Here is a 24,743-nt window from a genome sequence, read left to right as displayed (position 1 = left end):
AGATATGAAATGGGGTTTTTAAAACACAATATATTGTGGTGAACGGAAATTGAGAAATTCCAAGAAATGGGATAGGAATAGGCTTTAAAGCATCTTTAATTAGTTATAATTTTTTTGTGAATCAATATCCTGTGGTACACTTGCTTCTTTTTATTTGAAAGCGGAGGAAAATGTTACTTATAATATAGTAGAAAATTGAAAAGATTTGTTCTCCATTCTTCAGGTACTTCTTAGAATGTATCTAAATTGGGATTTTTCGCAGTCTTTTTCTGTAAGTCAGTGATAAAAATCTTGAAAAAAATTTCAAAAGATGATATAATACCAAATTGTAAGGGTTATCAAAAGGTAACTCAAAAACTATTTTTTAAAAGGAGAGTCCAATTATGGCTTCTAAAGATTTCCACATCGTGGCAGAAACAGGTATCCACGCACGTCCAGCAACTTTGTTGGTTCAAACTGCTAGCAAATTTGCATCAGACATCACTCTTGAATACAAAGGTAAATCAGTTAACTTGAAATCAATCATGGGTGTTATGAGCCTTGGTGTTGGTCAAGGTGCTGACGTTGTAATTTCTGCTGAAGGTGCTGACGCTGATGATGCAATCGCAGCTATTTCAGAAACAATGACTAAAGAAGGATTGGCTTAAAAATATGACAAAAATGCTAAAAGGAATTGCAGCATCTGACGGTGTTGCCGTTGCTAAGGCATATTTGCTCATTCAACCAGACTTATCATTTGAGACTGTTTCAGTCGAAGATACAAGTGCAGAAGAAGCTCGTTTGGATGCAGCTCTTGAAGCTTCACAAAACGAGCTTTCTCTTATTCGGGAGAATGCAGTAGCAAGCCTTGGTGAAGAAGCAGCGCAAGTTTTTGATGCGCATATGATGGTTCTCGCTGACCCTGAAATGATTGGTCAGATCAAAGAAACGATTCGTACGAAAAAAATCAATGCAGAGGCTGGCTTGAAAGAAGTCACTGACATGTTCATTGCAATCTTTGAAGGAATGGAAGACAATCCTTACATGCAAGAACGTGCAGCAGACATTCGCGACGTTACCAAACGTGTCCTTGCCAACTTGCTTGGTAAGAAATTGCCAAACCCTGCTTCTATCAATGAAGAAGCAATCGTGGTTGCGCATGACTTGACTCCATCTGATACAGCACAGTTGAACAAAAAGTATGTAAAAGCTTTTGTCACGAATATCGGTGGACGTACAAGTCACTCAGCTATCATGGCTCGTACACTTGAAATCGCAGCTGTTCTTGGTACAAATAACATCACAGAACTTGTCAAAGATGGCGATGTTTTGGCTGTTTCAGGGATCACTGGTGAAGTGGTGATCAACCCTACTGAAGAACAAATCGCAGCCTTCAAAGCAGCTGGTGAAGCTTATGCCAAACAAAAAGCTGAATGGGCTCTCCTTAAAGATGCGAAAACAGTGACTGCTGATGGAAAACACTTCGAATTGGCTGCCAACATCGGTACACCTAAAGACGTTGAAGGTGTAAACGATAATGGTGCAGAAGCTGTTGGTCTCTATCGTACTGAATTCTTGTACATGGATTCTCAAGACTTCCCAACTGAAGATGATCAATACGAAGCCTACAAAGCAGTTCTTGAAGGTATGAACGGTAAACCTGTTGTCGTTCGTACAATGGATATTGGTGGGGATAAAGAACTTCCTTACTTCGATCTTCCTAAAGAAATGAACCCATTCTTGGGTTACCGTGCTTTGCGTATTTCTATCTCTGAAACTGGTAATCAAATGTTCCGTACACAATTGCGTGCCTTGCTTCGGGCATCTGTCCACGGTAAATTGCGGATCATGTTCCCAATGGTTGCTTTGTTGACTGAGTTCCGTACAGCTAAAGGTATTCTTGAAGAAGAAAAAGCGAAATTGCTTGCTGAAGGTGTTGCTGTGGCAGATGATATCCAAGTAGGGATCATGATTGAAATCCCAGCTGCTGCGATGCTTGCGGACCAATTTGCTAAGGAAGTTGATTTCTTCTCAATTGGTACAAACGACTTGATCCAATACACAATGGCTGCTGACCGTATGAACGAACAAGTTTCATACCTTTACCAACCATATAACCCATCTATCCTTCGTTTGATCAACAACGTGATCAAGGCGGCTCACGCTGAAGGCAAATGGGCTGGTATGTGTGGTGAAATGGCCGGTGACCAAACTGCTGTTCCACTTCTTGTCGGAATGGGCTTGGATGAGTTCTCTATGTCAGCTACATCTGTCCTTCGTACACGTAGCTTGATGAAGAAACTCGACACAGCTAAAATGCAAGAATACGCTAACCGTGCTCTTACTGAATGTTCAACAATGGAAGAAGTTCTTGAACTTTCAAAAGAATACGTGAACGTAGACTAAGAATTCAACAAGACTAAGACAAATCTGTCTTAGTCTTTTTTTACATTGTTCATAAAAATGTTCATTTTATTCGTAATAAACTAGTTAGTAATAAAAATAGTGATTTAAATGTTCGGTTTTTGTTTGATTTTCCTCGTATATATAGTATAATCGTAAGTAAGATAAGGAGGATGACCAAGGAAGGATCGAAAAGGTTCGGGAAAGAAAATGGAAAAACTTTTCCTGATAATTTTACATGATTTTACAGGAATCAACTTGAAAATTAAGTGATTTTATAGTAGAATAATACCAAATAGAAAACGCTTTCAAAAAACAAAGAGGTGAGTATATGGATAGAAGCACAGACTTATGGACATTTGGAAGAGGGGATAATTTCCATCTTCAAGAGTACTTAGGAGCTCACAAGGAAACAAGGGGAGAACAAGAAGGCTTTACCTTCCGTGTTTGGGCTCCCAATGCTCAGGCGGTGGATCTGATTGGTGATTTCACTGATTGGGAAGCTCGTAAAATTCCAATGGTTCGTAATGAAGGAGGCGTCTGGGAAGTCTTCTGTTCCGATGCAAAAGAGGGAGATATATACAAGTATTTGGTGACTCGACAAAATGGTCATCAGGTGCAAAAAATCGATCCTCTAGCATTATGGATGGAAAAGAGACCCAATACAGGATCTATTATTAAGACCATTCCAGAGAAAAACTGGAAAGATGGTCTCTGGAGAGCACGCCGCAAAAAACTTGGTTTTAAGGAACGACCTGTTAATATTTATGAGGTTCACGCAGGATCGTGGAAACGTAATGAGGATCACAGTTCCTATACCTTCAAACAACTAAAAGAAGAATTGATTCCATATTTGGTGGAGATGAACTACACCCACGTGGAATTTATGCCAGTGATGGCCCATCCATTGGGCTTGAGTTGGGGCTATCAGCTCATGGGATATTTTGCACTCGAGCAGACTTATGGTAGCCCAGAGGAGTTTCAAGACTTCGTGGAAGAATGCCACCTCAACAATATCGGAGTGATCGTGGATTGGGTACCAGGACATTTCATTATCAATGATGATGCCTTGGCTTATTATGATGGAACACCAACCTTTGAATACCAGGATGAACATCGTGCTCATAACTACGGATGGGGAGCCTTGAACTTCGATTTAGGGAAGAATCAAGTCCAGTCATTCTTGATTTCTAGTTTGAAGTTTTGGATTGATACCTATCATTTAGATGGGATTCGGGTCGATGCTGTGAGCAATATGCTCTATCTTGACTACGATAGCGGTCCATGGACACCAAATATTGATGGTGGAAACCTCAACTACGAAGGCGTTCATTTCCTTAGACGGTTGAATGCGATTATCAAGAACGAACACCCAGATGTCATGATGATTGCAGAAGAAAGTTCTGCTGGTCAAAAGATCACGGGTCCTGAAGAAGAAGGTGGACTTGGCTTTGACTATAAATGGAATATGGGGTGGATGAATGATATCCTTCGATTCTACGAAGAAGATCCCATCTACCGGAAATTTGACTTTAACCTGGTAACCTTTAGTTTCATGTATGCATTTTCTGAAAACTTCTTACTACCATTTTCACATGATGAAGTGGTGCATGGTAAGAAGAGTTTGATGCATAAGATGTGGGGAGATCGTTACAATCAATTTGCTGGACTCCGTAACCTCTTGACCTATCAGATTTGCCATCCAGGTAAGAAATTACTCTTTATGGGTTCAGAATTTGGTCAATTTTTGGAATGGAAGTCAGAAGAGCAATTGGAATGGGGCAATCTAGAGGATGAAATGAATGCTAAGATGCGTCGTTTCACTTCTCAGCTCAATCATTTCTACAAAGAACACAAGGAATTGTGGGAGATTGATGATAGCTTTGATGGCTTAGAGATTATTGATGCAGATAACCGGGATCAGAGCGTTTTGTCTATGGTCCGGAAAAATCGTAAAGGCGATCTTTTGGTGTGCGTCTTCAATATGGCACCAGTAGAACGCAAGGACTTTACGATTGGTGTGCCTGTATCAGCGGTCTATGAAGAAATTTGGAATACAGAATTAGAAGAATGGGGAGGTGTCTGGAAAGAGCACAATCCGACAGTTCAGTCTCAAGATGGACTGTGGAAGGATTATGAACAAACTTTGACCTTTACTTTGCCGGCTTTAGGGGCTAGCATTTGGAAGGTGAAACGGAAGGTTCGCAAAACGAAATCTAAAACATCAGATAAAAAATGATGATCGGTTGACTCTAAGGGAGTCCAAGCTTTAAAAAGAGGAAGTAGTCAATGAAGAATGAAATGCTCGCTTTAATTCTTGCCGGTGGGCAAGGAACACGTCTTGGAAAATTAACCAAAAACATCGCGAAACCTGCGGTTCAATTTGGTGGGCGCTATCGGATTATCGATTTTGCTCTCTCAAACTGTGCCAACTCAGGAATTCACAATGTTGGTGTGATTACACAGTATCAACCCCTTGCACTTAACAGCCATATTGGAAATGGTTCCAGTTGGGGCTTGGATGGAATCAATACAGGTGTGTCTATTCTCCAACCTTATTCAGCTAGTGAAGGAAATCGTTGGTTTGAAGGAACTAGCCATGCCATCCTCCAAAACATCGACTATATCGACAGCATCAATCCGGAATATGTCTTGATATTATCTGGGGACCACATCTATAAGATGGATTACGATGATATGCTTCAAGCGCACAAGGATAATAATGCAAGCTTGACTGTTGCCGTCCTAGATGTCCCTTTGAAGGAAGCAAGCCGTTTTGGAATCATGAATACAGATGCTAATAATCGGATTGTCGAATTTGAAGAAAAACCAGCGGAACCAAAATCTACCAAGGCTTCCATGGGGATTTACATCTTTGACTGGGCTCGTCTGCGCAATATGTTAGTTGCTGCTGAAAAGAGCGATATCGATATGTCAGACTTCGGTAAAAATGTCATTCCAACGTATCTAGAATCAGGCGAAAGTGTTTATGCTTATGAATTCAATGGTTATTGGAAAGACGTTGGTACGATTGAGTCTCTTTGGGAAGCCAATATGGAATATATCGATCCAAATAATGCCTTGGATAGTCGCGATCGTCACTGGAAAATCTATTCACGCAACCTCATTTCTCCACCGAACTTCTTTGGGGAACATGGCCACGTCGAAGATTCTCTTGTCGTCGACGGTTGTTCGGTAGACGGTACAGTCAAACACTCCATCTTATCAACAGAAGCTCAAGTTCGTGAAGGAGCAGTTGTCGAAGATGCTGTCGTGATGAGCAATGCCATTATCGGTAAAGGAGCTGTCGTGAAACGCGCGATTATCGGGGAAGGTGCAGTCATTGCAGAAGGTGTCGTGATTGATGGAACAGAGGAAGTACAAGTTGTCGGTTACAATGAAAAAGTGGGGGTAGCAACAGATGAAGATTGATAAATATTCAGCCATTTTAGGAAATACAGTTGGGTATCATGATATGTCCACTTTGACCAGCCATCGTCCGGTAGCATCTCTACCATTTGATGGGAAATACCGCTTGATTGGCTTCCCGTTGTCTAGTCTTGCGAATGCTGGTATTCGTAGTGTTTTTGGGATTTTCCAACAAGAAAATATTAGTTCGGTCTTTGACCATATTCGTTCAGGTCGTGAGTGGGGCTTGTCTACTTTATTGAGCCACTATTACCTCGGAATCTATAACACTCCTGTTGAAAATACAAATGTAGGGCCAGAATACTACCAACAATTATTGACCTATTTGAAACGGTCTGGTTCCAACCAAACAGTTGCTTTGAACTGTGATGTCTTGATGAATATTGACCTCAATCAAGTTTTCCACTTGCATAATAGCGTTGACCGTCCGATTACAGTGGTTTATAAGAAGTTGCATCTTCAAAATATCTCTGAAGTCAATGCTATCTTGGAAATTGATGAAACAGACCATGTTACAGAGCAAAGACTTTTCGATGGCAAGGATCCTGACGAAGTCTACAACATGTCGACAGATGTCTTTATTGTGGATACTCCTTGGTTGATTGAAAAAATTGAAGAAGAAGCCAAGAAAGAATACCCACAAAAATTGCGCTATATCTTGCGTGATTTGGCGGTGGAATACAATGCTTTTGCTTTTGAATATACAGGTTACCTAGCCAATATTCATTCAGTTGAATCCTACTACCATGCAAACTTGGATATGTTGGAAAACCAAAAATTCATGAAGCTCTTTTCACCAAACCAAAAGGTGTATACGAAAGTGAAGAATGAAGAACCAACGTATTATTCCAAGACTTCACATATTAAAACGTCTCAATTTGCTTCGGGTAGTATTGTAGAAGGAACCGTTGAACGCTCCGTTGTTTCACGGCGGGTACACCTTCATGAAGGTTCAGAAGTCCGCAGTAGTCTTCTCTTCCCTGGTGTTGTGATTCATGAAAATGCAATCGTCGAATATGCCATCCTGGATAAGGGTGTCGAAGTGGCTGCTGGTGTGACGATTCGTGGGACAGAAGAAGCACCTGTCGTGGTTAAAAAAGGAACGATTGTTACAGAGGATATTGTCTAATGAAACTATTATTTGTTGCAGCTGAAGGTGCACCATTTTCTAAAACAGGCGGATTGGGAGACGTTATTGGCGCTCTTCCTAAATCCTTAGCGAAAAGTGGTCATGATGTGCGCGTGATCCTCCCTTACTATGATATGGTAGAGACTAAGTTTGGAGATCAAATCGAAGATGTTTTGCATTTTGAGACCAAGGTTGGCTGGAGAAGTCAATATGTTGGTGTGAAACGTATTGTGCGTGATGGAGTCACCTTTTACTTTATTGATAACCAACATTATTTCTTTAGAGGTCATGTCTATGGTGACTTTGATGATGGAGAACGCTTCGCCTTCTTCCAGCTCGCGGCTTTAGAAACGATGGAACGAGTTGATTTCATTCCAGATGTTCTTCATGCCCATGATTACCATACAGCGATGATTCCTTTCTTGCTGAAGGAAAAATATCGTTGGATTCAAGCTTATCATGGAATTAAGACAGTATTGACCATCCATAATTTGGAATTCCAAGGTCAGTTCGACCCAGGAATGTTGTGGGATCTATTCGGAGTTGGATTTGAACGCTATGCAGATGGAACGCTTCGGTGGAATGATTGCCTGAACTGGATGAAAGCCGGCATTCTATATGCTGACCGTGTGACAACTGTTTCTCCTAGCTATGCGCATGAGATTATGACTGCTGAATATGGTTGTGGCTTGGATCAGATCCTTCGGATGGAGTCTGGCAAGGTGACCGGAATTGTTAACGGGATTGATGCAGATCTGTATAATCCTGAAACGGATCCGCTCTTAACGTATCACTTCAGTCTCTCAGATCTTTCAGGTAAAGCAGCTAGTAAACGAGCTCTTCAAGAACGTGTTGGTCTACCTGTTCGCGATGATGTTCCTTTGTTTGGGATCGTCTCTCGTTTGACACGTCAAAAAGGTTTTGATGTGGTGGTAGAAGAGTTGCATCAACTTTTGCAAAAGGATATTCAGATTGTCTTGCTCGGTACAGGAGACACTGGATTTGAAAATGCCTTTGCTTGGTTTGGTCAAGCCTACCCAGACAAACTTTCAGCGAATATCACATTTGATGTCCAATTGGCACAAGAAATCTATGCAGCGTCAGATGTCTTCTTGATGCCAAGCCGTTTTGAACCGTGTGGCCTTTCTCAAATGATGGCCATGCGTTATGGAACCCTTCCTTTAGTGCATGAAGTCGGCGGACTTCGTGATACGGTTCAACCGTTTAATGCTGTTGATGGAAGTGGAACAGGCTTTAGCTTCAATAATTTGTCTGGTTATTGGTTTAACTGGGCAGTTGATGAAGCCTTGGCTGTCTACTACAATGACAAACAGGCTTGGTATGGTCTCCAAGAACAAGCTATGACGCGTGACTTCTCATGGGATACGGCTAGTCAACGATACAATGATTTGTACCAATCCTTATAAATAGATCGATGATACAAACGCCTTTCGAGGCGTTTTTTAGTATGCTTTCTTCCTATAAAGAGAACGGTTTATTTTTTTGAGTTTTAGAGCTTGCTAAAATAGAAGAAAAAAGATAAGATAGGTAAAGGTAAAAAATCCCAGGAAGGTTCTTATTTCTAGAAAGGATCCCAGCCTCTCTAGAAATAATAGGTCCCTGCTTGAGGGTTGAATATTACTATATAGGAATTATAGGATGAAAAAAGCGAAACAAATTTTTGAAAAAATGACCAAATATTCGATTCGAAAATTATCTGTCGGGGTTGGTCCTGTGGCCATTGGTGCCTTTTTATTAGGAGGAAGCCTGTTAGGAGCTCGTCCTGTCAAAGCTGATCAAGTGACCCTACCTGCTCATGTGCATTTAGGTTATGTGACAGAAGAAGAGCTAACTGCTGAAGAAAAAGCACAGGTGATTCATGCAATCCCTGAAGAATATCAAAATGAAGATACTTTCTATCTCGTCTATAAGAAGAAGGAAACAACTCAGCCAGTTCTTCCTCAAACAGGAAGTCAGGAAGTTGCCCTCTTTGGCCTAAGTCTAGCTACAGCTTCCTTTGCGGTCCTCTTGCTCTCTAAAAAGCGCCGGAAGAAGATCATCGGCGTCCTTTTGATTGGAGTTATGGGACAAAGTCTTCTACTACCTGTTGAAGTCGCAGCGCTACAAAATCAAGTTTTGCGCGCTTATAATCAGGATCTTGCGATCTCATCAAGCAAAGATCTTTCAAATGGCGTGATTCAAATTGACGGCTATGACTATGTGGGCTACTTGCGCTACCCGTCAGTCCAAAAGACGAGCTTACAAGAACCAAAGGCTATGCAGGAAACGAAATCTTCTGTAGAAGGGACGATCAAAACAAGTACAGGGATTCCACAAGTAGAACCACAAGCGCGTGTGACTCCAGAAGTTGCCCCAGCCTTTCCTCAAGTTGAAAAACCAAGTCTTGAAGTCTCTACTGAGCCTGTGCCATTTGAAACTGTCACCCAAGCTGATCCTACATTAGCCAAAGGGCAAACCAAGGTGCTGACTGCTGGTCAAAATGGGGAGCGGACCATATTGACGGAAGTGAGTGTGGTAGATGGACAAGAAGTTCGCAGAGTAGTTGAAAGCAAGGTCACTAAAGAACCAGTTTCACAAATTCTTGCTGTCGGGACAAAAGAAGATGCCCAACCAACCCCTCAACCCAGCCCTTCTCCAGTTGTAACGGCCAAAGGGACACAAGAAGAAGGCCATGTCGGCGAAGCTCCTGTTCAACCAGAGAATCCAGTCTATACAGGCGTAGTGGAAGCTAAGGGAACACAAGAAGAAGGCCATGTCGGCGAAGCTCCTGTTCAACCGGAGAATCCAGTCTATACAGGTGTGATAGAAGCCAAAGGAACACAAGAAGAAGGCCATGTCGGCGAAGCTCCTGTTCAACCAGAGAATCCAGTCTATACAGGCGTAGTGGAAGCTAAGGGAACACAAGAAGAGGGCCATGTCGGCGAAGCTCCTGTTCAACCGGAGAATCCAGTCTATACAGGTGTGGTAGAAGCCAAAGGGACGCAGGAAGAAGGCCATCTCGGCGAAGCTCCTATTCAACCGGAGAACCCAACCTATCAAGTAACGGAAGGGACTGTAACAGAGACAGAAACGGTAATCCTTCCATATGGAACAGAGTATGCAACGGACGCCAATCGTTACACCGATGAAGAAAGCCTCCTTCAAAAAGGAGAGGCTGGTAGCCAGGAGATTCGTCGTGTTTATAAGACGGTTAATGGTGAGAAGATTGGAGAGCCTCTCAGTACGACCACTGAAACGGTCAAAGCTCCTGTGACAGAAAAAATTAGTCGTGGGACCAAGGCTATTGAAGGCCAAAAAGAGGAAGTTGCTTTTGAAGAAATTCCATTTAAGACGGTAACCGAACAAGATGCCACCTTGCTAAAAGGAACTGAAAGGGTTTCTCAAGCCGGTAAGAATGGGAAGAAGAAAATCACCAAGGTCTACAAGACCATCAAGGGAGTTAAAACGGCGGATGCCCCAACGGTTACGGAGGAAGTAGTTGAACAAGCTCAAGATCGGATCATTCAAAAAGGGATCAAAGAACTTGACAAGCCAACCTTGACTTTGACCCAGGTCGATAAGGAAGAATTGAAGCGCAGTGCTAAAGCTACTTATCGTTTGGACAAACCAGATGGTGTGACCATCAAGTCCATCCAGGCTGTATTGAAGAAGGGTGATCAAGTTGTGAAAACTTTCGCCCTTTCAGAGACGGACTTAGTAGCTGCCCTAGCGGACTTAGACTACTACAAGGATTATACGCTCGCAACGACTATGGTCTATGACCGTGGAAATGGTGATGAAGAAGAAGTTCTCAAGGAAGAACCTCTGAGAATTGATCTAAAGAAAGTTGAAATCAAAAACATCAAGGAAACCAGCCTGATTAGCGTGGATGACCAAGGTCTTGAAACAGATAGCAGCCTCTTGTCTGAAACACCATTAGATGTGAAGCCTTACTACTTAAAGGTCACCACCCACGATAATAAGGTCACAAAACTGGCCGTTGATAAAATAGAAGAAGTGACGGTAGATGGCACGACCCTCTACAAAGTAACAGCCAAAGCTCCTGATCTTATCCAACGGACTGCGGACAGCCAGTTTAGTGAGGACTATATCCACTATATTGCAAAACCCAAAGCACATGAAGGTGATGTCTACTACAATTTCAACGAACTTATAAAAGCCATCCAAGCCAATCCGACTGGTACCTTTAAACTGGGTAGCAATATGAATGCGGCCAATGTCCAGCCAGCAGGAAAATCCTATGTGACCAATGCCTTTAAGGGAATTTTGGAAAGTACGGATGGAAATAAATTTGCCATCCATAACATTACAAGACCATTATTTGGAAACATTGAAGGTGGTTCGGTTAAGAATCTCTTGCTAGAAAATGTTGCGATTGACTTACCTGGAGTTGATCGAGTGGCTCCAATTGCCAATGTTATTAAAAACAATGCAACTGTCGAGAATGTTAAAGTAACAGGAAGTGTTGTCGGGAACAATGACGTAGCAGGGATCATCAATAAAATTGATGGCAGTGGGAAGGTAAGTAATGTTGCCTTTATCGGTAAATTGCACGCTGCTGGGAACAAAGGTGGCTATCTAGCGGGTATTGTTGGCGAGAACTGGAAAGGTGTTGTTGAAAAAGCTTACGTTGATGCTGAAATCACTGGGAACAAAGCCAAAGCTGCAGGTTTAGTTTATTCCTCTCAAAATGGAGCAAATAACCATACAGTAGGTAAAGAAGGAGTCCTTAGAAATTCAGTTGCTAAAGGCTCGATTGAACTCAAAGAAGCGGTGCAATCTGGTGGATTACTAGGGACCAACTGGGCCTTGGGGACTATTGAAGACAATATCACCATGATGAAAGTCAAAACAGGTGAGATGGTCTTCGGACACTCGGATATTGATGCGGATGATTACTTCACTTACTCAAGAACCAAGCGCAATTACAGTGTGGAAGGTGTGAGTGAAGGAAAAAAATCCTTTAACAACTCCCGTAAAATCCCAAGCATCTCTCTAGCAGAAGCTGAGCAGAAAATCGAAGCAATGGGAATCACTGCTGATAAATTTACCAGCAGCAAACCGATTGAAGATACGCTCAATCACCTTGTTAACAAAGACGATCAATACAAGGCAATCACTGGTTACGATGCGACTCGTGAGCTAGCTTACCGCAATATTGCTAAATTGCAACCATTCTATAACAAAGAATGGATTGTCGACCAAGGGAATAAATTGGCTGCAACGAGTCCTCTCTTGACCAAGGAAGTCTTGTCTGTGACCGCTATGAAGGGCAATGATTTTGTCACTGAACTAGCTAATGCTGATCATATTCTGATCCATTATGCCGATAAGACAAAAGATATTTTTAGCATGACGCCGAAAGACTCTAAGGTCAAACAAGTCAAAGAGTACAGTGTAGCGGAGCTCGGTGAAGTGGTCTATACGCCGAATATGGTGGATAAGGACCGGAGCGATCTCATTCATGCGATCGTTGAAAAATTAAGCTCTGTAGAATTACAATCAGATCCTATCTACACACACTTAGGTCGAACAGGTCCTAACAAGGTCAATGCTATTAAGAACCTTTACCTTGAAGAAAGCTTCCAAGCAGTCAAGGATAATCTGACTCACTTTGTCAAACAACTGGTTGAAAACCAAGATCATCAATTAAATACAGATGAGTCTGCCAAACGGGCCCTTATCAAGAAAGTTGATGACAACAAGGCCGCTGTTCTTTTGGGTCTCTCTTACCTCAACCGCTATTACGGAGTGAAGTTTGATGATGTCAATCTTAAGCAGCTCATGTTGTTCAAGCCAGACTTCTATGGGAAGAATGTTGATGTCTTAGACCGTTTGATTGAAATTGGTTCAAAAGAAGACTACATCAAAGGGACTCGTACCCACGATGCCTTCCGTGAAGTTGTGGCTAAATCGACTCTTTCTGGTAACTTAAATGACTTCCTGAAATACAATATGGAGCTCTTTACAAGTGATAGAGACTTAAATGATTGGTTCATCAAAGCAACCAAAGACAATGTCTATATTGTGGAACCTGAGACGACCAATCCAGCGTTCGCATCTGCTAAGCATAGAGCCTATGAGGGCTTAAACAATGATGTTCACGGTAAAATGATCTTGCCACTCTTGAACTTAAAAGATGCCCATATGTTCTTGATTTCAACCTACAATACCATGGCTTATAGTTCCTTCGAGAAATATGGTAAGAACACGGAAGCAGAGCGTAATGCCTTCAAAGCGGAAATTGATAAAGTCGCTAAAGGGCAACAAAATTACCTAGATTTCTGGTCACGTCTAGCAACGGATAAGGTACGCAATCAACTCTTGAAGAGCAATAATATGGTGCCGACCCCTGTCCTTGATAACCAAAACTACAAGGGCATTAGTACAGACCGTTATGGCCACACCAACAGTGGCAAAGATGTCGCTCCAATTCGGGAGTTGTATGGTCCAACCGATCGTTACCATGCGACAGATTGGCGGATGGGAGCAGTGGCGCGAATTTACGGAAATCCATATAAAGACGACTCTGTCTTCTTCATGGTGACCGATATGATTAGTGACTTTGGGGTCTCTGCCTTTACCCACGAAACGACGCACGTCAATGACCGCATGGTTTACTTAGGTGGTTGGAGACACCGTGAAGGAACCGATATCGAAGCCTTTGCCCAAGGCATGCTCCAAACGCCATCCGTATCCAATCCAAATGGGGAATACAAGGCCTTAGGTCTCAATATGGCCTATGAACGTCCTAACGATGGAAACCAATGGTACAATACCAATCCAAATGATTTGAAGTCACGTGACGAAATTGATCGGTATATGAAAGGCTATAATGACACCCTCATGCTTCTGGATTACCTAGAAGGAGAAGCTGTTCTCGATAAAGGCAGTCAAGACTTGAACAATGCTTGGTTCAAGAAGGTTGACAAGCAATACCGAGGGGCTAACACCAAGAATCAATTTGATAAGGTGCGTCCTTTGAGTGATGAGGAAAAAGCCATCACCTTACATACAGTAGATGACCTTATCACCAACAACTTCATGACCAATCGTGGTCCTGGAAATGGAGTCTATAACCCATCTGACTTTGGCTCCGCCTATGTGACGGTGCCGATGATGACAGGGATCTATGGTGGAAACACCAGTGAAGGAGCTCCTGGAGCCATGTCCTTCAAACACAATACCTTTAGACTCTGGGGCTATTATGGCTATGAAAAAGGCTTCTTAGGTTATGCTTCAAACAAGTATAAACAAGAATCCAAACAAGCAGGCCATACGACGCTAGGGGATGATTACATCATTCAAAAGATTTCTGATGGGAAATTCAGTACCCTTGAAGACTGGAAAAAAGCCTACTTCAATGAAGTGGTGACCAGTGCCAAAAATGGACTTCAGGCTATTGAAGTGGATGGCACTACTTACAGCACTTATGATGACTTGAAACAAGCTTTCGCTACTGCAGTTGAAAAAGATCAGGCCAGCTTGAAGAATGGTTCTGTCAAATTTGATAATACCCTTGCCTTGAAAGAAAAAATCTTTAAGAAATTACTGCAACAAACAGACAGTTTCAAAACGTCTATCTTTAAATAATCGAATTCTCTCATCTGCTGAGCAGGTGAGAGTTTTTTAGAAGAAAAAATGAATAGAGGTGGACAAAGCGTCTAAAAATTAAAAGAAATCAATCGTAGATAGGAAAAATTATCATATTAAAAAAATAACGTAATTTCACTAAAACGCTTACTTTGATAGGAAATATTTGACTATTATATCTTTTAGGAGTAAACTAAAGATGTAAAATTTATAAAAGGAGAATTCATCATGAATTTAACATTTTTAGGTCTTTGTTTAGCCTGTTTTGGTGTGTCACTTGCGGAAGGTTTGATGATGAGCAATCTGTTCAAATCTGCATCACGTCAACCAGAAATTATTGGTCAATTGCGTAGTCTCTTGATTCTTGGTGTTGCCTTTGTCGAAGGTACTTTCTTTGTAACTTTGGCCATGGCCTTCGTTATTAAATAGACAACTCTATTTAGAAAAGGAGGTGTCAAACCTTGGAAGAAAGTGTGAATCCAACCCTAAATATTGGACCAGTATCCTTTGATTTGACCCTACTTGCCATGTCTCTTGTAACTGTTTTGACGGTCTTTGCCTTTGTCTATTGGGCAAGTCGCAAAATGACCCTTCGTCCAAAGGGCAAGCAAAATGCTCTGGAGATGATTTATGATTTTGTTATCGGTTTTACCAAGGGAAACATTGGGGAACATTATATGAAGGATTACTCTTTATTCTTGTTTTCTCTCTTTCTCTTTATCTTGGTAGCCAATAATATTGGCTTGATGGCAAAAATTCAGACAACAAACGGTTATAACTTATGGACTTCCCCAACGGCTAACCTTGGATATGACCTATCTCTTTCATTTTTGATCACCCTGATTGCTCATGTGGAAGGAATTCGTCGCCGAGGCATTAAGGAATACTTGAAGGCTTTTGCAACACCAGGATTTATGACCCCGATGAACCTCCTAGAAGAGGTGACTAATTTTGCATCCTTAGCGATTCGGATCTACGGGAATATTTTTGCTGGTGAAGTCTTAGCATCCTTGTTACTAAGCTTGTCGCAACTGGCCTTTTATTGGTATCTAGCAGCCTTTGTTGGAAGCATGTTATGGACAGCCTTTTCGATTTTCATTTCATGTATCCAAGCTTATGTATTTACCATGTTGTCTTCGATGTACATTGGTAAAAAAATAAACGGTGAGGAAGAGTAAGTAGAGGAGGAGTAGAAGATGGATTTAACTATTGGTACCATTATTGGTGACTTTATTCTGATCGCTGGTTCCTTCCTATTACTAATCTTTTTAGTAAAGAAATATGCTTGGGGCAATATTACCAGTATTTTGGATGCGCGTGCTGAAAAAATTACCAATGATATTGATGAAGCAGAAGCAGCTCGTCAAAAAGCTGAGGAACTAGCAAGTAAACGTGAAGAAGAGTTGGCAGGTAGCCGCAAAGAAGCTGCGTCTATCGTCGAAAATGCAAAGGAAACTGCAGAAAAGAACAAATCTCAGATTCTTTCAGAAGCCACTCAAGAAGCAGTACGTTTGAAAGAAAAAGCGCAACAAGAAATTGCGCATAACAAAGAAGAAGCATTGAACAGTATCAAAGGCGATGTGGCAGATCTCACTGTCAATCTTGCCAGCAAATTGTTGAGCCAACAGCTGGATACTGAAGGTCAACGCCAACTGATCGATCGCTATCTTGATGAATTAGGAGAAGCCTAATGGACAAAAAGCAACTGATGGTGATTGAGAAATATACCCAGCCTTTTGTTCAATTGGTCTTTGAAAAAGGAGAACAAGATCTTGTCTTTGAAAAATTGACCCAAATCAAGGGCATTCTTGAGGAGACTGGACTTGCGAACTTCTTAGCTCATATCGGTGTAGAGGATGAAGAGAAAGCAAAAAGTCTACGGCTTTTTCAACCCTCTGATTCACAATTACTCGACCATTTGATTGAAGTGGTGATTCTCAATCATCGTGAAGCCTTATTTTATGACATTGTAACGGTTTGTTTGGAGCAGATTCAATTACTGAGCAACGCTTTTGTCGTCACAGTTACGACAGTTGCAGGTTTGGATCCCATTCAAGAGCAAAAGCTAGTACCCATTATCGAAAGAAAATTTGGGGTTCAAGTTCGCTCGATCCAACAAAAGATCGATCCAGATTTAATTGGTGGCTTTGTCGTGACAGCCAATCATAAAACGTTGGATACCAGTCTCAAACACCAATTGCAAGTTATAAAATCTAAATTGAAATAGAAAGTGGTGTGAATTTTGGCGATTAACGCACAAGAAATCAGCGCTTTAATTAAGCAACAAATTGAAAATTTCAAGCCAAACTTTGACGTCACTGAGACAGGTGTTGTAACCTACATTGGTGACGGGATTGCTCGCGCTCATGGGCTTGAAAATGCCATGAGTGGTGAGTTGTTGATCTTTGAAAATGGCTCATACGGGATGGCCCAAAACTTAGAAACAACGGATGTCGGGATTATCATCTTGGGTGATTTCACGGATATTCGTGAAGGAGACTCTGTCCGTCGTACAGGTAAAATCATGGAAGTCCCTGCAGGAGATGCCTTGATTGGTCGTGTTGTCAACCCACTTGGCCAACCAGTGGATGGTTTGGGTGAGATTGTGACAGATAAATTCCGTCCAGTTGAAACGCCAGCTCCTGGTGTTATGCAACGGAAATCTGTCTCAGAACCTCTACAAACTGGTTTGAAAGCCATTGATGCCCTCGTTCCGATTGGACGAGGCCAACGGGAATTGATCATCGGAGACCGTCAAACAGGAAAAACCTCAATTGCCATCGATACTATCTTGAACCAAAAGGATCAAGATATGATCTGTATCTATGTAGCAATTGGGCAAAAAGAATCAACGGTTCGGACACAAGTAGAAACACTTCGTAAGTATGGAGCCATGGATTACACCATTGTGGTGACGGCATCAGCCTCACAACCATCTCCACTCTTGTTCCTTGCACCTTATGCAGGGGTTGCTATGGCCGAAGAGTTCATGTACAATGGCAAACACGTTTTAATCGTCTATGATGATTTGTCTAAACAAGCCGTTGCTTACCGTGAATTGTCCCTTCTTCTTCGTCGTCCGCCAGGACGGGAAGCCTTCCCAGGGGATGTTTTCTACCTTCACAGCCGTTTATTGGAACGTTCTGCGAAAGTATCGGATGAATTGGGTGGTGGTTCCATTACTGCGCTTCCAATCATTGAGACACAAGCAGGGGATATTTCTGCTTATATCGCGACTAACGTGATTTCGATCACAGATGGCCAAATCTTCTTGCAAGATAGCCTCTTTAACTCAGGAATTCGTCCAGCCATTGACGCAGGATCATCTGTGTCACGGGTTGGTGGATCAGCCCAAATCAAGGCTATGAAGAAGGTTGCGGGGACTCTCCGTATTGACCTAGCTTCTTACCGTGAGTTGGAAGCCTTCACCAAGTTTGGTAGTGACTTGGATGCCGCTACTCAAGCTAAGTTGAACCGTGGTCGCCGGACAGTAGAAGTCTTGAAGCAACCAGTCCATGAACCATTAACTATCGAAAAACAGGTAGTCATCTTGTATGCTTTGACACATGGATTCTTGGATAGTGTACCTGTTGATGATATCCTTCGCTTTGAAGAGGAATTGTTTGCCTTTGTAGAAGTGCATCATCCAGAAATCTTTGAAACCATTCGGACGACCAAAGATCTTCCAAGTGAAGAAACAATGGATGCAGTGATTACTGACTTTGTCAACCAATCAAGTTTCAAATAGAAATAGGAGTGGCAGATGGCAGTTTCTTTAAATGATATCAAAAATAAAATTGCATCGACAAAGAATACCAGTCAAATTACAAATGCTATGCAGATGGTATCTGCTGCCAAACTTGGGAAGTCTGAGCAAGCTGCCAAGGACTTCCAAATTTACGCATCTAAGGTTCGTAAGCTATTGACCGACCTCTTACATGGACATGAGGCTGAGAATGCTAAGTACCGTCCATTTTTAAAGAGTCGGCCTGTCAAAAAGTCTGCTTATATTGTCATCACTTCTGACCGTGGACTAGTGGGTGGCTACAACGCCTCTATTCTCAAGTCTGTCATGGAATTGAAGGAAGAATACCATCCAACGGGTGAGGATTTCGAAGTCATCTGTATTGGAAGTATTGGGGCAGATTTCTTTAGAGCAAGAGGCATCCAGCCGGTTTATGAACTACGTGGCCTAGCTGATCAACCAAGCTTTGATGAAGTGCGGAAGATCATTAACAAGACAGTCCAAATGTATCAAAATGAATTGTTTGATGAATTGTATGTCTGTTATAACCACCACGTCAATAGTTTGACCAGTCAATTGCGGGTTGAGCAAATGCTTCCGATCATTGACTTGGACCCCAACGAAGCAGATGAAGATTATATCTTGAATCTGGAGTTGGAATCAGACCGAGATGCGATTTTGGATCAATTGCTTCCACAGTTTGCTGAAAGTATGATTTATGGAGTCATCGTTGATGCCAAAACAGCTGAAAATGCTGCCGGTATGATGGCCATGCAAACAGCAACAGACAATGCCAAGAAGGTAATTGATGAATTGACCATTCAATACAACCGAGCTCGTCAGGCAACCATTACGCAAGAAATTACGGAAATTGTTGCAGGAGCGAGTGCGCTTGAGTAGTTGATTCGATGCACATTTTAACAATACAAAAATAAGCTTGCTTATATGTATGACCAAGCTTAGAAACTTAATAGAATAGGAGAATGACATGAGTTTAGGCAAAATTTCTCAGGTTGTAGGTCCTGTCGTTGACGTAGCTTTTGCTGCGGGCGATAAACTCCCTGAGATTAATAATGCGCTTGTAGTCTATAAAAATGACCAACAAAAATCAAAAGTCGTTCTTGAAGTAGCTCTTGAACTTGGGGATGGTGTCGTTCGCACCATTGCCATGGAATCAACAGATGGCTTGACTCGTGGGATGGAAGTATTGGACACTGGTCGTCCAATCTCTGTGCCTGTCGGAAAAGAAACTCTTGGACGTGTTTTCAACGTCTTGGGAGATACCATTGACTTGGAAGAAGCATTTCCAGAAGATGCTCCTCGTGAATCCATTCATAAAAAAGCTCCATCCTTTGATGAGCTTTCTACTTCAGAAGAAATTCTTGAAACAGGGATCAAGGTCATTGACCTCTTGGCCCCTTACCTGAAAGGTGGGAAGGTCGGCCTCTTCGGTGGTGCCGGAGTTGGGAAGACCGTCTTAATTCAAGAATTGATCCACAACATTGCCCAAGAGCACGGTGGGATCTCCGTCTTTACCGGGGTTGGTGAACGGACCCGTGAGGGGAATGACTTGTACTGGGAAATGAAGGAATCTGGCGTTATCGAAAAAACAGCCATGGTCTTTGGACAAATGAATGAGCCACCTGGAGCACGGATGCGTGTTGCCTTGACTGGTTTGACCATTGCGGAATACTTCCGTGATGTCGAAGGTCAGGACGTTCTCTTGTTTATCGACAATATCTTCCGTTTCACCCAAGCCGGATCTGAAGTATCAGCCCTTTTGGGACGGATGCCATCAGCCGTTGGTTACCAACCTACTTTGGCCACTGAAATGGGTCAATTGCAAGAACGGATTACGTCAACGAAGAAAGGTTCTGTTACATCCATCCAAGCCATCTATGTGCCAGCCGATGACTACACAGACCCAGCGCCAGCAACCGCTTTTGCTCACTTGGATTCAACCACCAACTTGGAACGTAAATTGGTACAATTGGGGATCTACCCTGCGGTGGACCCATTGGCATCAAGCTCACGTGCCCTTTCTCCAGAAATCGTAGGAGAAGAACACTATGCAGTAGCTTCTGAAGTCAAACGCGTCCTTCAACGTTACCATGAATTGCAAGATATCATTGCTATCTTGGGGATGGATGAATTGTCTGACGAAGAAAAGACCTTGGTGGCTCGTGCTCGTCGGATCCAATTTTTCTTATCACAAAACTTCAACGTTGCGGAACAATTTACAGGTCAACCTGGGTCTTATGTACCAGTTGGGGAAACTGTTCGTGGCTTTAAAGAAATTTTGGATGGGAAATATGACCATCTTCCTGAAGATGCCTTCCGTGGTGTTGGGTCAATCGAAGATGTGATTGCCAAAGCTGAAAAAATGGGATTCTAAGAAGAGGTGAAGGATGAGTCAAATGAACGTCCAAATCGTTACACCGGATGGACTGGTTTATGATCATCATGCCGCATTTGTATCTGTCAAGACAATTGATGGTGAATTAGGGATTTTACCTCATCATATCAATACCATTGCGGTTTTGGCTGTAGACCAAGTAAAGGTTCGTCGTGTCGACGATGACAAACATATTGATTGGATTGCAGTTAATGGGGGAATTATCGAAGTAGCTGATAATGTCATTACCATTGTTGCCGATTCTGCCGAACGTGCTCGAGATATCGACATTAGTCGTGCAGAACGTGCTAAACTGCGAGCTGAAAAAGCGATAGAAGAAGCCAAGGATCAGAATTCGGTTGATATGGAACGTCGTGCTAAAATTGCTCTTCAACGCGCCATTAACCGGATTAATGTCGGAAATCGTTTATAACATATTCAAATAAGGTGGAGGTTTTGACCTCACCTTATTTTTATTGAGTGAGAATCAAAAGAAGAAAGTAAGGACCAAATATGGTATAATAGCTGTATGATTCAAATGATTTTTAACCTTTCAAGCCATCTATTGTTTATCTTTTTTGCCTATTACCTTTTATTGAACTTGGTTCGATGGGAAAAGTTTTTAAAAATAAGTGCTGAAAATGCTGTTAAAATCCGTTTTTTGATCCTGATGATCAGTGTTGGAATCGGGTTTCTAGCTAGCTCATTTTTTATCAGTGTCTATGAGATGAGTCGGCAGCTATTTATTGGAAATTTCTAACCACATTTTATAAAAAATATGGTATGATAGAAGGCGTGACTTTAAGAAATTGGAGATCGATCTTGTATGGAAAAAATAATCATTAATGGTGGTCATAATCGACTGGTTGGAACTGTTAAAATCGAAGGTGCAAAAAATGCTGTTCTTCCTCTTCTTGCTGCAACAGTCCTAGCAAGCGAGGGCGTGACAATCTTGAAAAACGTACCTGTATTATCAGATGTTTTCACAATGAACAATGTTGTACGTGGTTTGAATGCACAAGTGACTTTTAATGAGGAAGAAAATACAATTGTTATTGATGCACAAGATGAATTATCAGAGGAGGCTCCTTATAAATATGTGAGCAAGATGCGGGCCTCTATCGTTGTCTTGGGTCCTGTCTTGGCACGCAATGGGCATGCCAAAGTTTCCATGCCTGGAGGCTGTACGATCGGTAGTCGTCCAATTGACCTCCATCTCAAAGGTCTGGAAGCCATGGGGGCTGAAATTACACAAACAGCCGGTTATATTGAAGCGAAAGCAGATCGTCTAAAGGGAGCACATATCTATATGGATTTCCCATCAGTAGGGGCGACGCAAAATATTATGATGGCCGCAACCTTGGCAGATGGAGTCACTGTGATTGAAAATGCTGCACGGGAACCTGAAATTGTTGACCTAGCACTCTTGCTTAATAAAATGGGAGCTAATGTCAAGGGGGCAGGAACTGAGACCTTAACTATCGTCGGTGTGGAGAGCTTGCATGGGGCAGACCACAATGTTGTGCAAGACCGTATCGAAGCTGGAACCTTTATGATTGGAGCAGCTATGACTGGCGGAGATGTCTTGATTGAAGATGCCATTTGGGAACACAACCGTCCCCTGCTTTCTAAGATGCAGGAGATGGGTGTGACGGTAACCGAAGAAGAAAATGGAATTCGGATTCAATCGGATATCAGTAAACTTCGTCCAGTGACCGTTAAAACTCTTCCCTATCCAGGATTTCCAACCGATATGCAGGCTCAATTTACAGCCTTGATGGCCATGGCTAAAGGTGAGTCTACCATGATTGAAACGTTTTTTGAGAATCGCTTCCAGCATTTGGAAGAAATGCGTCGGATGGGCGTTCACTCAGATATTATGCGGGATACAGCTCGTATCGTTGGAGGAGAAAACTTCCAAGGTGCAGAGGTCATGTCGACCGATTTACGTGCGAGTGCAACCCTGGTCTTGATGGGCTTGGTAGCAGAAGGAGAGACGAAAGTCAGCAAATTAAGTCACTTAGACCGTGGTTATTATCAATTCCATGAGAAATTGGTGGCGCTAGGTGCAGATGTGAAACGTGTAGAGGAAGCAGACGATGAAAACTAATCTTCGCTATGTAGGTAAACAGCTAGGAATTGTCCTTCTTTTGGCTGTGATCGGAATCATTATTTTTGCAATTGGTTTGGTCATTGGCTATGGAGTGATTGGAGATGGAAAGAATCCATTGTCCATTCTCTCTCCTGACACTTGGTCAGATATTATTGGAAAACTAACAGGCAAATAAGCTTTTAACTAAAATTGAGTAAAAAGGAGAGCAGCGAATCGAGTCAGTGACCCATCTAGCGCTGCTCTTTTTTGGAGAGATATATGACAAAACAAGTATTCACGAAACGAACCAAACAAACCCTAGCAGGTTTTGTGGTGGCAACGGCCCTAGCTATCGGGGGCTATTATTTTAATCAACCGACGGTAAAAGAAGCGACAGATCAGGTTGTTTCGGTGGTGACTAGTAGCCAACAAGAAACACCTAGTAAAGAGTTAGCCAGCTCGGTACTAACGAAATCTGCCCGTTCGCAATTGGGGAATGACTTGGAATGGAATGGTGCTGGAGCCTTTGTAGTTAAGGGGAATCGCACAGATCTGGATGCCAGTGTGGCTAGTCAACCCTATGCGGATAACAAGACAAAAGAAGTCAATGGAAAGACCGTGCCGACGGTTGCGAACGCTATTATGACCAAGGCGACTCGCCAGTACAGAGATCGAGATGCAACAGGTAGTGGCCTAACCGATTGGAAACCAGCAGGTTGGCATCAGGTCCACAATCTGTCCGGTGAGTATGACCATGCTGTGGATCGGGGCCATTTATTGGGCTACGCCTTGATCGGCAATCTCAAAGGTTTCGATGCTTCGACTAGCAATCCCAAAAATATCGCCGTTCAGACATCGTGGTCCAATCAAGCCAATGATCCTCATTCCACTGGCCAAAACTACTACGAGACCCTGGTTCGAAAAGCACTGGATAAGAACAAGCGGATCCGCTATCGGGTGACCTTGATCTACAATCAGCCAGAAGATTTGATTCCTTTGGGGTCTCATATCGAAGCCAAATCGAGTGACGGGACGCTTGAATTCAATGTTTTTGTTCCTAATGTTCAAAGTGGGATTAGCCTGGATTACCAGACAGGCAAAGTAACCGTCCATCAATAAGCTGGAAAGCATGGCTATTTAAGTTATTTTTAAGAATGGGGTGTTACAATTGCATACCTTCTTTAAGAGAAAGGAGAATGTATGAGAACCATCTTTCGATTTTTCAAAGGAATCCTTCGCATGGCTTGGAGTCTTTTTTGGGGATTTTTCTGGACCATTGCCATCAGTTTTCTCGTTTTAGTGGGGATCATCTATTTCACAGATTCTCCTAGTTCTGGTATGGATGGGTTTGGACGAGCTGCTCAAAAGGTTGTCTATCAAGTCGGCAATTTATTTGGAGATCAGGGTTTTGCATCGCGCTTTGGGATGGCGCCTAGCTCACAGACCACGCAGACCGACAATCATGAGCATAGTGGGGCTCGCTGGGAAAAAGCGGAAGCCACGGTCTACCTGGATCCCAATATCAGTCAAACTTTTGTAAAAGCTTATCGGGATGCTATTGAGGCTTGGAACCAAACAGGCGCCTTTACCTTCAAGTTGGTTACAAATGAAAAAGAGGCTAATGTGGTCTTGACGGAAATGGATAACGCATCCGTTTCTGCTGCAGGAGAGACTGCCTCTCAGACCAACCTCTTAACCAACCGCTTCACCCACATTACAGTGCGTCTCAATCGCCATTATCTTTTAAATTATGTCTATAACTATAGTTATGATCGGATTGTCAATACAGCAGAGCATGAGCTAGGCCATGCGATTGGGCTGGACCACACTGATGGAGAATCGGTCATGCAACCGGCTGGCTCCTTCTACAGTATCCAGGATACAGATGTGGAAGCAGTCCGACAATTATACAAGGAAGAATAAGTTTTAAAATACTTTCTAAAAGTTCTGAGCCTCA

General features: G+C 42.4%; 20 protein-coding genes. All 20 read left to right on the top strand.

Annotated features, from left to right (window positions below; genetic code table 11):
• Positions 1-383: 383 nt before the first annotated feature.
• The 20 genes from SM121_RS08290 (at position 384) to SM121_RS08195 (ending at position 24,709) form a co-directional block, all read left to right on the top strand.
• Entirely contained in the window at positions 384-647 is a 264-nt protein-coding gene (locus tag SM121_RS08290; protein ID WP_003006411.1) for a phosphocarrier protein HPr, read from the top strand.
• Positions 648-651: 4 nt separating this feature from the next.
• Positions 652-2,385, top strand: coding sequence for a phosphoenolpyruvate--protein phosphotransferase (ptsP, locus tag SM121_RS08285; RefSeq protein ID WP_320910837.1), 1,734 nt, complete (start codon positions 652-654; stop codon positions 2,383-2,385).
• 328 nt (positions 2,386-2,713) lie between these two features.
• On the top strand, positions 2,714-4,621 hold the full coding sequence (glgB, locus tag SM121_RS08280; protein WP_049483903.1) for a 1,4-alpha-glucan branching protein GlgB: 1,908 nt from the start codon (positions 2,714-2,716) through the stop codon (positions 4,619-4,621).
• Between the two features lie 50 nt (positions 4,622-4,671).
• Positions 4,672-5,814 (top strand): glucose-1-phosphate adenylyltransferase, encoded by a 1,143-nt coding sequence (locus SM121_RS08275; RefSeq protein ID WP_014713084.1) that lies wholly within the window; start codon positions 4,672-4,674, stop codon positions 5,812-5,814.
• Entirely contained in the window at positions 5,804-6,940 is a 1,137-nt protein-coding gene (gene glgD, locus SM121_RS08270; protein ID WP_320910836.1) for a glucose-1-phosphate adenylyltransferase subunit GlgD, read from the top strand. The genes SM121_RS08275 and glgD overlap by 11 nt, the downstream gene beginning before the upstream one ends.
• Entirely contained in the window at positions 6,940-8,367 is a 1,428-nt protein-coding gene (gene glgA / locus SM121_RS08265; RefSeq protein ID WP_320910835.1) for a glycogen synthase GlgA, read from the top strand. The genes glgD and glgA overlap by 1 nt, the downstream gene beginning before the upstream one ends.
• Before the next feature lie 232 nt (positions 8,368-8,599).
• Complete coding sequence (locus SM121_RS08260; RefSeq protein ID WP_320910834.1) at positions 8,600-14,554, top strand: ZmpA/ZmpB/ZmpC family metallo-endopeptidase; 5,955 nt, start codon at positions 8,600-8,602, stop codon at positions 14,552-14,554.
• A 228-nt stretch (positions 14,555-14,782) separates the two neighbouring features.
• A complete protein-coding gene (locus tag SM121_RS08255; protein ID WP_023022742.1) occupies positions 14,783-14,983 on the top strand; it encodes a F0F1 ATP synthase subunit C in 201 nt (66 codons plus the stop codon).
• 32 nt (positions 14,984-15,015) lie between these two features.
• Entirely contained in the window at positions 15,016-15,732 is a 717-nt protein-coding gene (gene atpB, locus SM121_RS08250; RefSeq protein WP_031573421.1) for a F0F1 ATP synthase subunit A, read from the top strand.
• Between the two features lie 18 nt (positions 15,733-15,750).
• Positions 15,751-16,245 carry a F0F1 ATP synthase subunit B gene (atpF, locus tag SM121_RS08245; protein ID WP_023022744.1) on the top strand — a complete coding sequence of 165 codons (495 nt, stop codon included), beginning with the start codon at positions 15,751-15,753 and terminating at the stop codon, positions 16,243-16,245.
• Entirely contained in the window at positions 16,245-16,781 is a 537-nt protein-coding gene (locus SM121_RS08240) for a F0F1 ATP synthase subunit delta (protein ID WP_023022745.1), read from the top strand. Before atpF ends, SM121_RS08240 begins: the two co-directional genes overlap by 1 nt.
• A 15-nt stretch (positions 16,782-16,796) precedes the next feature.
• Positions 16,797-18,302, top strand: coding sequence for a F0F1 ATP synthase subunit alpha (atpA, locus tag SM121_RS08235; RefSeq protein ID WP_320910833.1), 1,506 nt, complete (start codon positions 16,797-16,799; stop codon positions 18,300-18,302).
• 15 nt (positions 18,303-18,317) lie between these two features.
• Entirely contained in the window at positions 18,318-19,199 is an 882-nt protein-coding gene (locus tag SM121_RS08230) for a F0F1 ATP synthase subunit gamma (RefSeq protein WP_320910832.1), read from the top strand.
• 88 nt (positions 19,200-19,287) lie between these two features.
• Complete coding sequence (gene atpD / locus SM121_RS08225) at positions 19,288-20,694, top strand: F0F1 ATP synthase subunit beta (RefSeq protein ID WP_320910831.1); 1,407 nt, start codon at positions 19,288-19,290, stop codon at positions 20,692-20,694.
• 13 nt (positions 20,695-20,707) lie between these two features.
• Complete coding sequence (locus SM121_RS08220) at positions 20,708-21,127, top strand: F0F1 ATP synthase subunit epsilon (protein ID WP_003012328.1); 420 nt, start codon at positions 20,708-20,710, stop codon at positions 21,125-21,127.
• A 96-nt stretch (positions 21,128-21,223) separates the two neighbouring features.
• Complete coding sequence (locus SM121_RS08215) at positions 21,224-21,454, top strand: DUF1146 family protein (RefSeq protein ID WP_003011760.1); 231 nt, start codon at positions 21,224-21,226, stop codon at positions 21,452-21,454.
• Between the two features lie 66 nt (positions 21,455-21,520).
• Complete coding sequence (gene murA / locus SM121_RS08210; protein ID WP_320910830.1) at positions 21,521-22,804, top strand: UDP-N-acetylglucosamine 1-carboxyvinyltransferase; 1,284 nt, start codon at positions 21,521-21,523, stop codon at positions 22,802-22,804.
• Positions 22,794-22,982 (top strand): DNA-directed RNA polymerase subunit beta, encoded by a 189-nt coding sequence (locus tag SM121_RS08205; RefSeq protein ID WP_003011983.1) that lies wholly within the window; start codon positions 22,794-22,796, stop codon positions 22,980-22,982. Before murA ends, SM121_RS08205 begins: the two co-directional genes overlap by 11 nt.
• 83 nt (positions 22,983-23,065) lie before the next feature.
• Entirely contained in the window at positions 23,066-23,905 is an 840-nt protein-coding gene (locus SM121_RS08200; protein ID WP_155171557.1) for a DNA/RNA non-specific endonuclease, read from the top strand.
• Between the two features lie 81 nt (positions 23,906-23,986).
• Positions 23,987-24,709, top strand: coding sequence for a M57 family metalloprotease (locus SM121_RS08195; RefSeq protein ID WP_155171559.1), 723 nt, complete (start codon positions 23,987-23,989; stop codon positions 24,707-24,709).
• Positions 24,710-24,743: the final 34 nt, after the last annotated feature.

This window comes from Streptococcus sp. S1 (genome assembly GCF_034137685.1).
GTDB lineage: Bacteria > Bacillota > Bacilli > Lactobacillales > Streptococcaceae > Streptococcus > Streptococcus dentalis.
Note: the sequence above shows the minus strand (reverse complement) of the source record. Positions and strands in the feature narration are given on the sequence as shown.

Excerpts from the sequence above, each read along its gene's own strand:
- SM121_RS08205 (WP_003011983.1), top strand. The coding sequence starts at position 22,794 with ATGAAAACTAATCTTCGCTATGTAGGTAAACAGCTAGGAATTGTCCTT.
- SM121_RS08220 (WP_003012328.1), top strand. The coding sequence starts at position 20,708 with ATGAGTCAAATGAACGTCCAAATCGTTACACCGGATGGACTGGTTTAT.
- atpD (WP_320910831.1), top strand. The coding sequence starts at position 19,288 with ATGAGTTTAGGCAAAATTTCTCAGGTTGTAGGTCCTGTCGTTGACGTA.
- glgA (WP_320910835.1), top strand. The coding sequence starts at position 6,940 with ATGAAACTATTATTTGTTGCAGCTGAAGGTGCACCATTTTCTAAAACA.
- glgD (WP_320910836.1), top strand. The coding sequence starts at position 5,804 with ATGAAGATTGATAAATATTCAGCCATTTTAGGAAATACAGTTGGGTAT.
- SM121_RS08230 (WP_320910832.1), top strand. The coding sequence starts at position 18,318 with ATGGCAGTTTCTTTAAATGATATCAAAAATAAAATTGCATCGACAAAG.
- glgB (WP_049483903.1), top strand. The coding sequence starts at position 2,714 with ATGGATAGAAGCACAGACTTATGGACATTTGGAAGAGGGGATAATTTC.
- SM121_RS08200 (WP_155171557.1), top strand. The coding sequence starts at position 23,066 with ATGACAAAACAAGTATTCACGAAACGAACCAAACAAACCCTAGCAGGT.
- SM121_RS08275 (WP_014713084.1), top strand. The coding sequence starts at position 4,672 with ATGAAGAATGAAATGCTCGCTTTAATTCTTGCCGGTGGGCAAGGAACA.
- SM121_RS08260 (WP_320910834.1), top strand. The coding sequence starts at position 8,600 with ATGAAAAAAGCGAAACAAATTTTTGAAAAAATGACCAAATATTCGATT.
- ptsP (WP_320910837.1), top strand. The coding sequence starts at position 652 with ATGACAAAAATGCTAAAAGGAATTGCAGCATCTGACGGTGTTGCCGTT.
- SM121_RS08195 (WP_155171559.1), top strand. The coding sequence starts at position 23,987 with ATGAGAACCATCTTTCGATTTTTCAAAGGAATCCTTCGCATGGCTTGG.
- SM121_RS08215 (WP_003011760.1), top strand. The coding sequence starts at position 21,224 with ATGATTCAAATGATTTTTAACCTTTCAAGCCATCTATTGTTTATCTTT.
- SM121_RS08290 (WP_003006411.1), top strand. The coding sequence starts at position 384 with ATGGCTTCTAAAGATTTCCACATCGTGGCAGAAACAGGTATCCACGCA.
- SM121_RS08240 (WP_023022745.1), top strand. The coding sequence starts at position 16,245 with ATGGACAAAAAGCAACTGATGGTGATTGAGAAATATACCCAGCCTTTT.
- atpF (WP_023022744.1), top strand. The coding sequence starts at position 15,751 with ATGGATTTAACTATTGGTACCATTATTGGTGACTTTATTCTGATCGCT.
- SM121_RS08255 (WP_023022742.1), top strand. The coding sequence starts at position 14,783 with ATGAATTTAACATTTTTAGGTCTTTGTTTAGCCTGTTTTGGTGTGTCA.
- murA (WP_320910830.1), top strand. The coding sequence starts at position 21,521 with ATGGAAAAAATAATCATTAATGGTGGTCATAATCGACTGGTTGGAACT.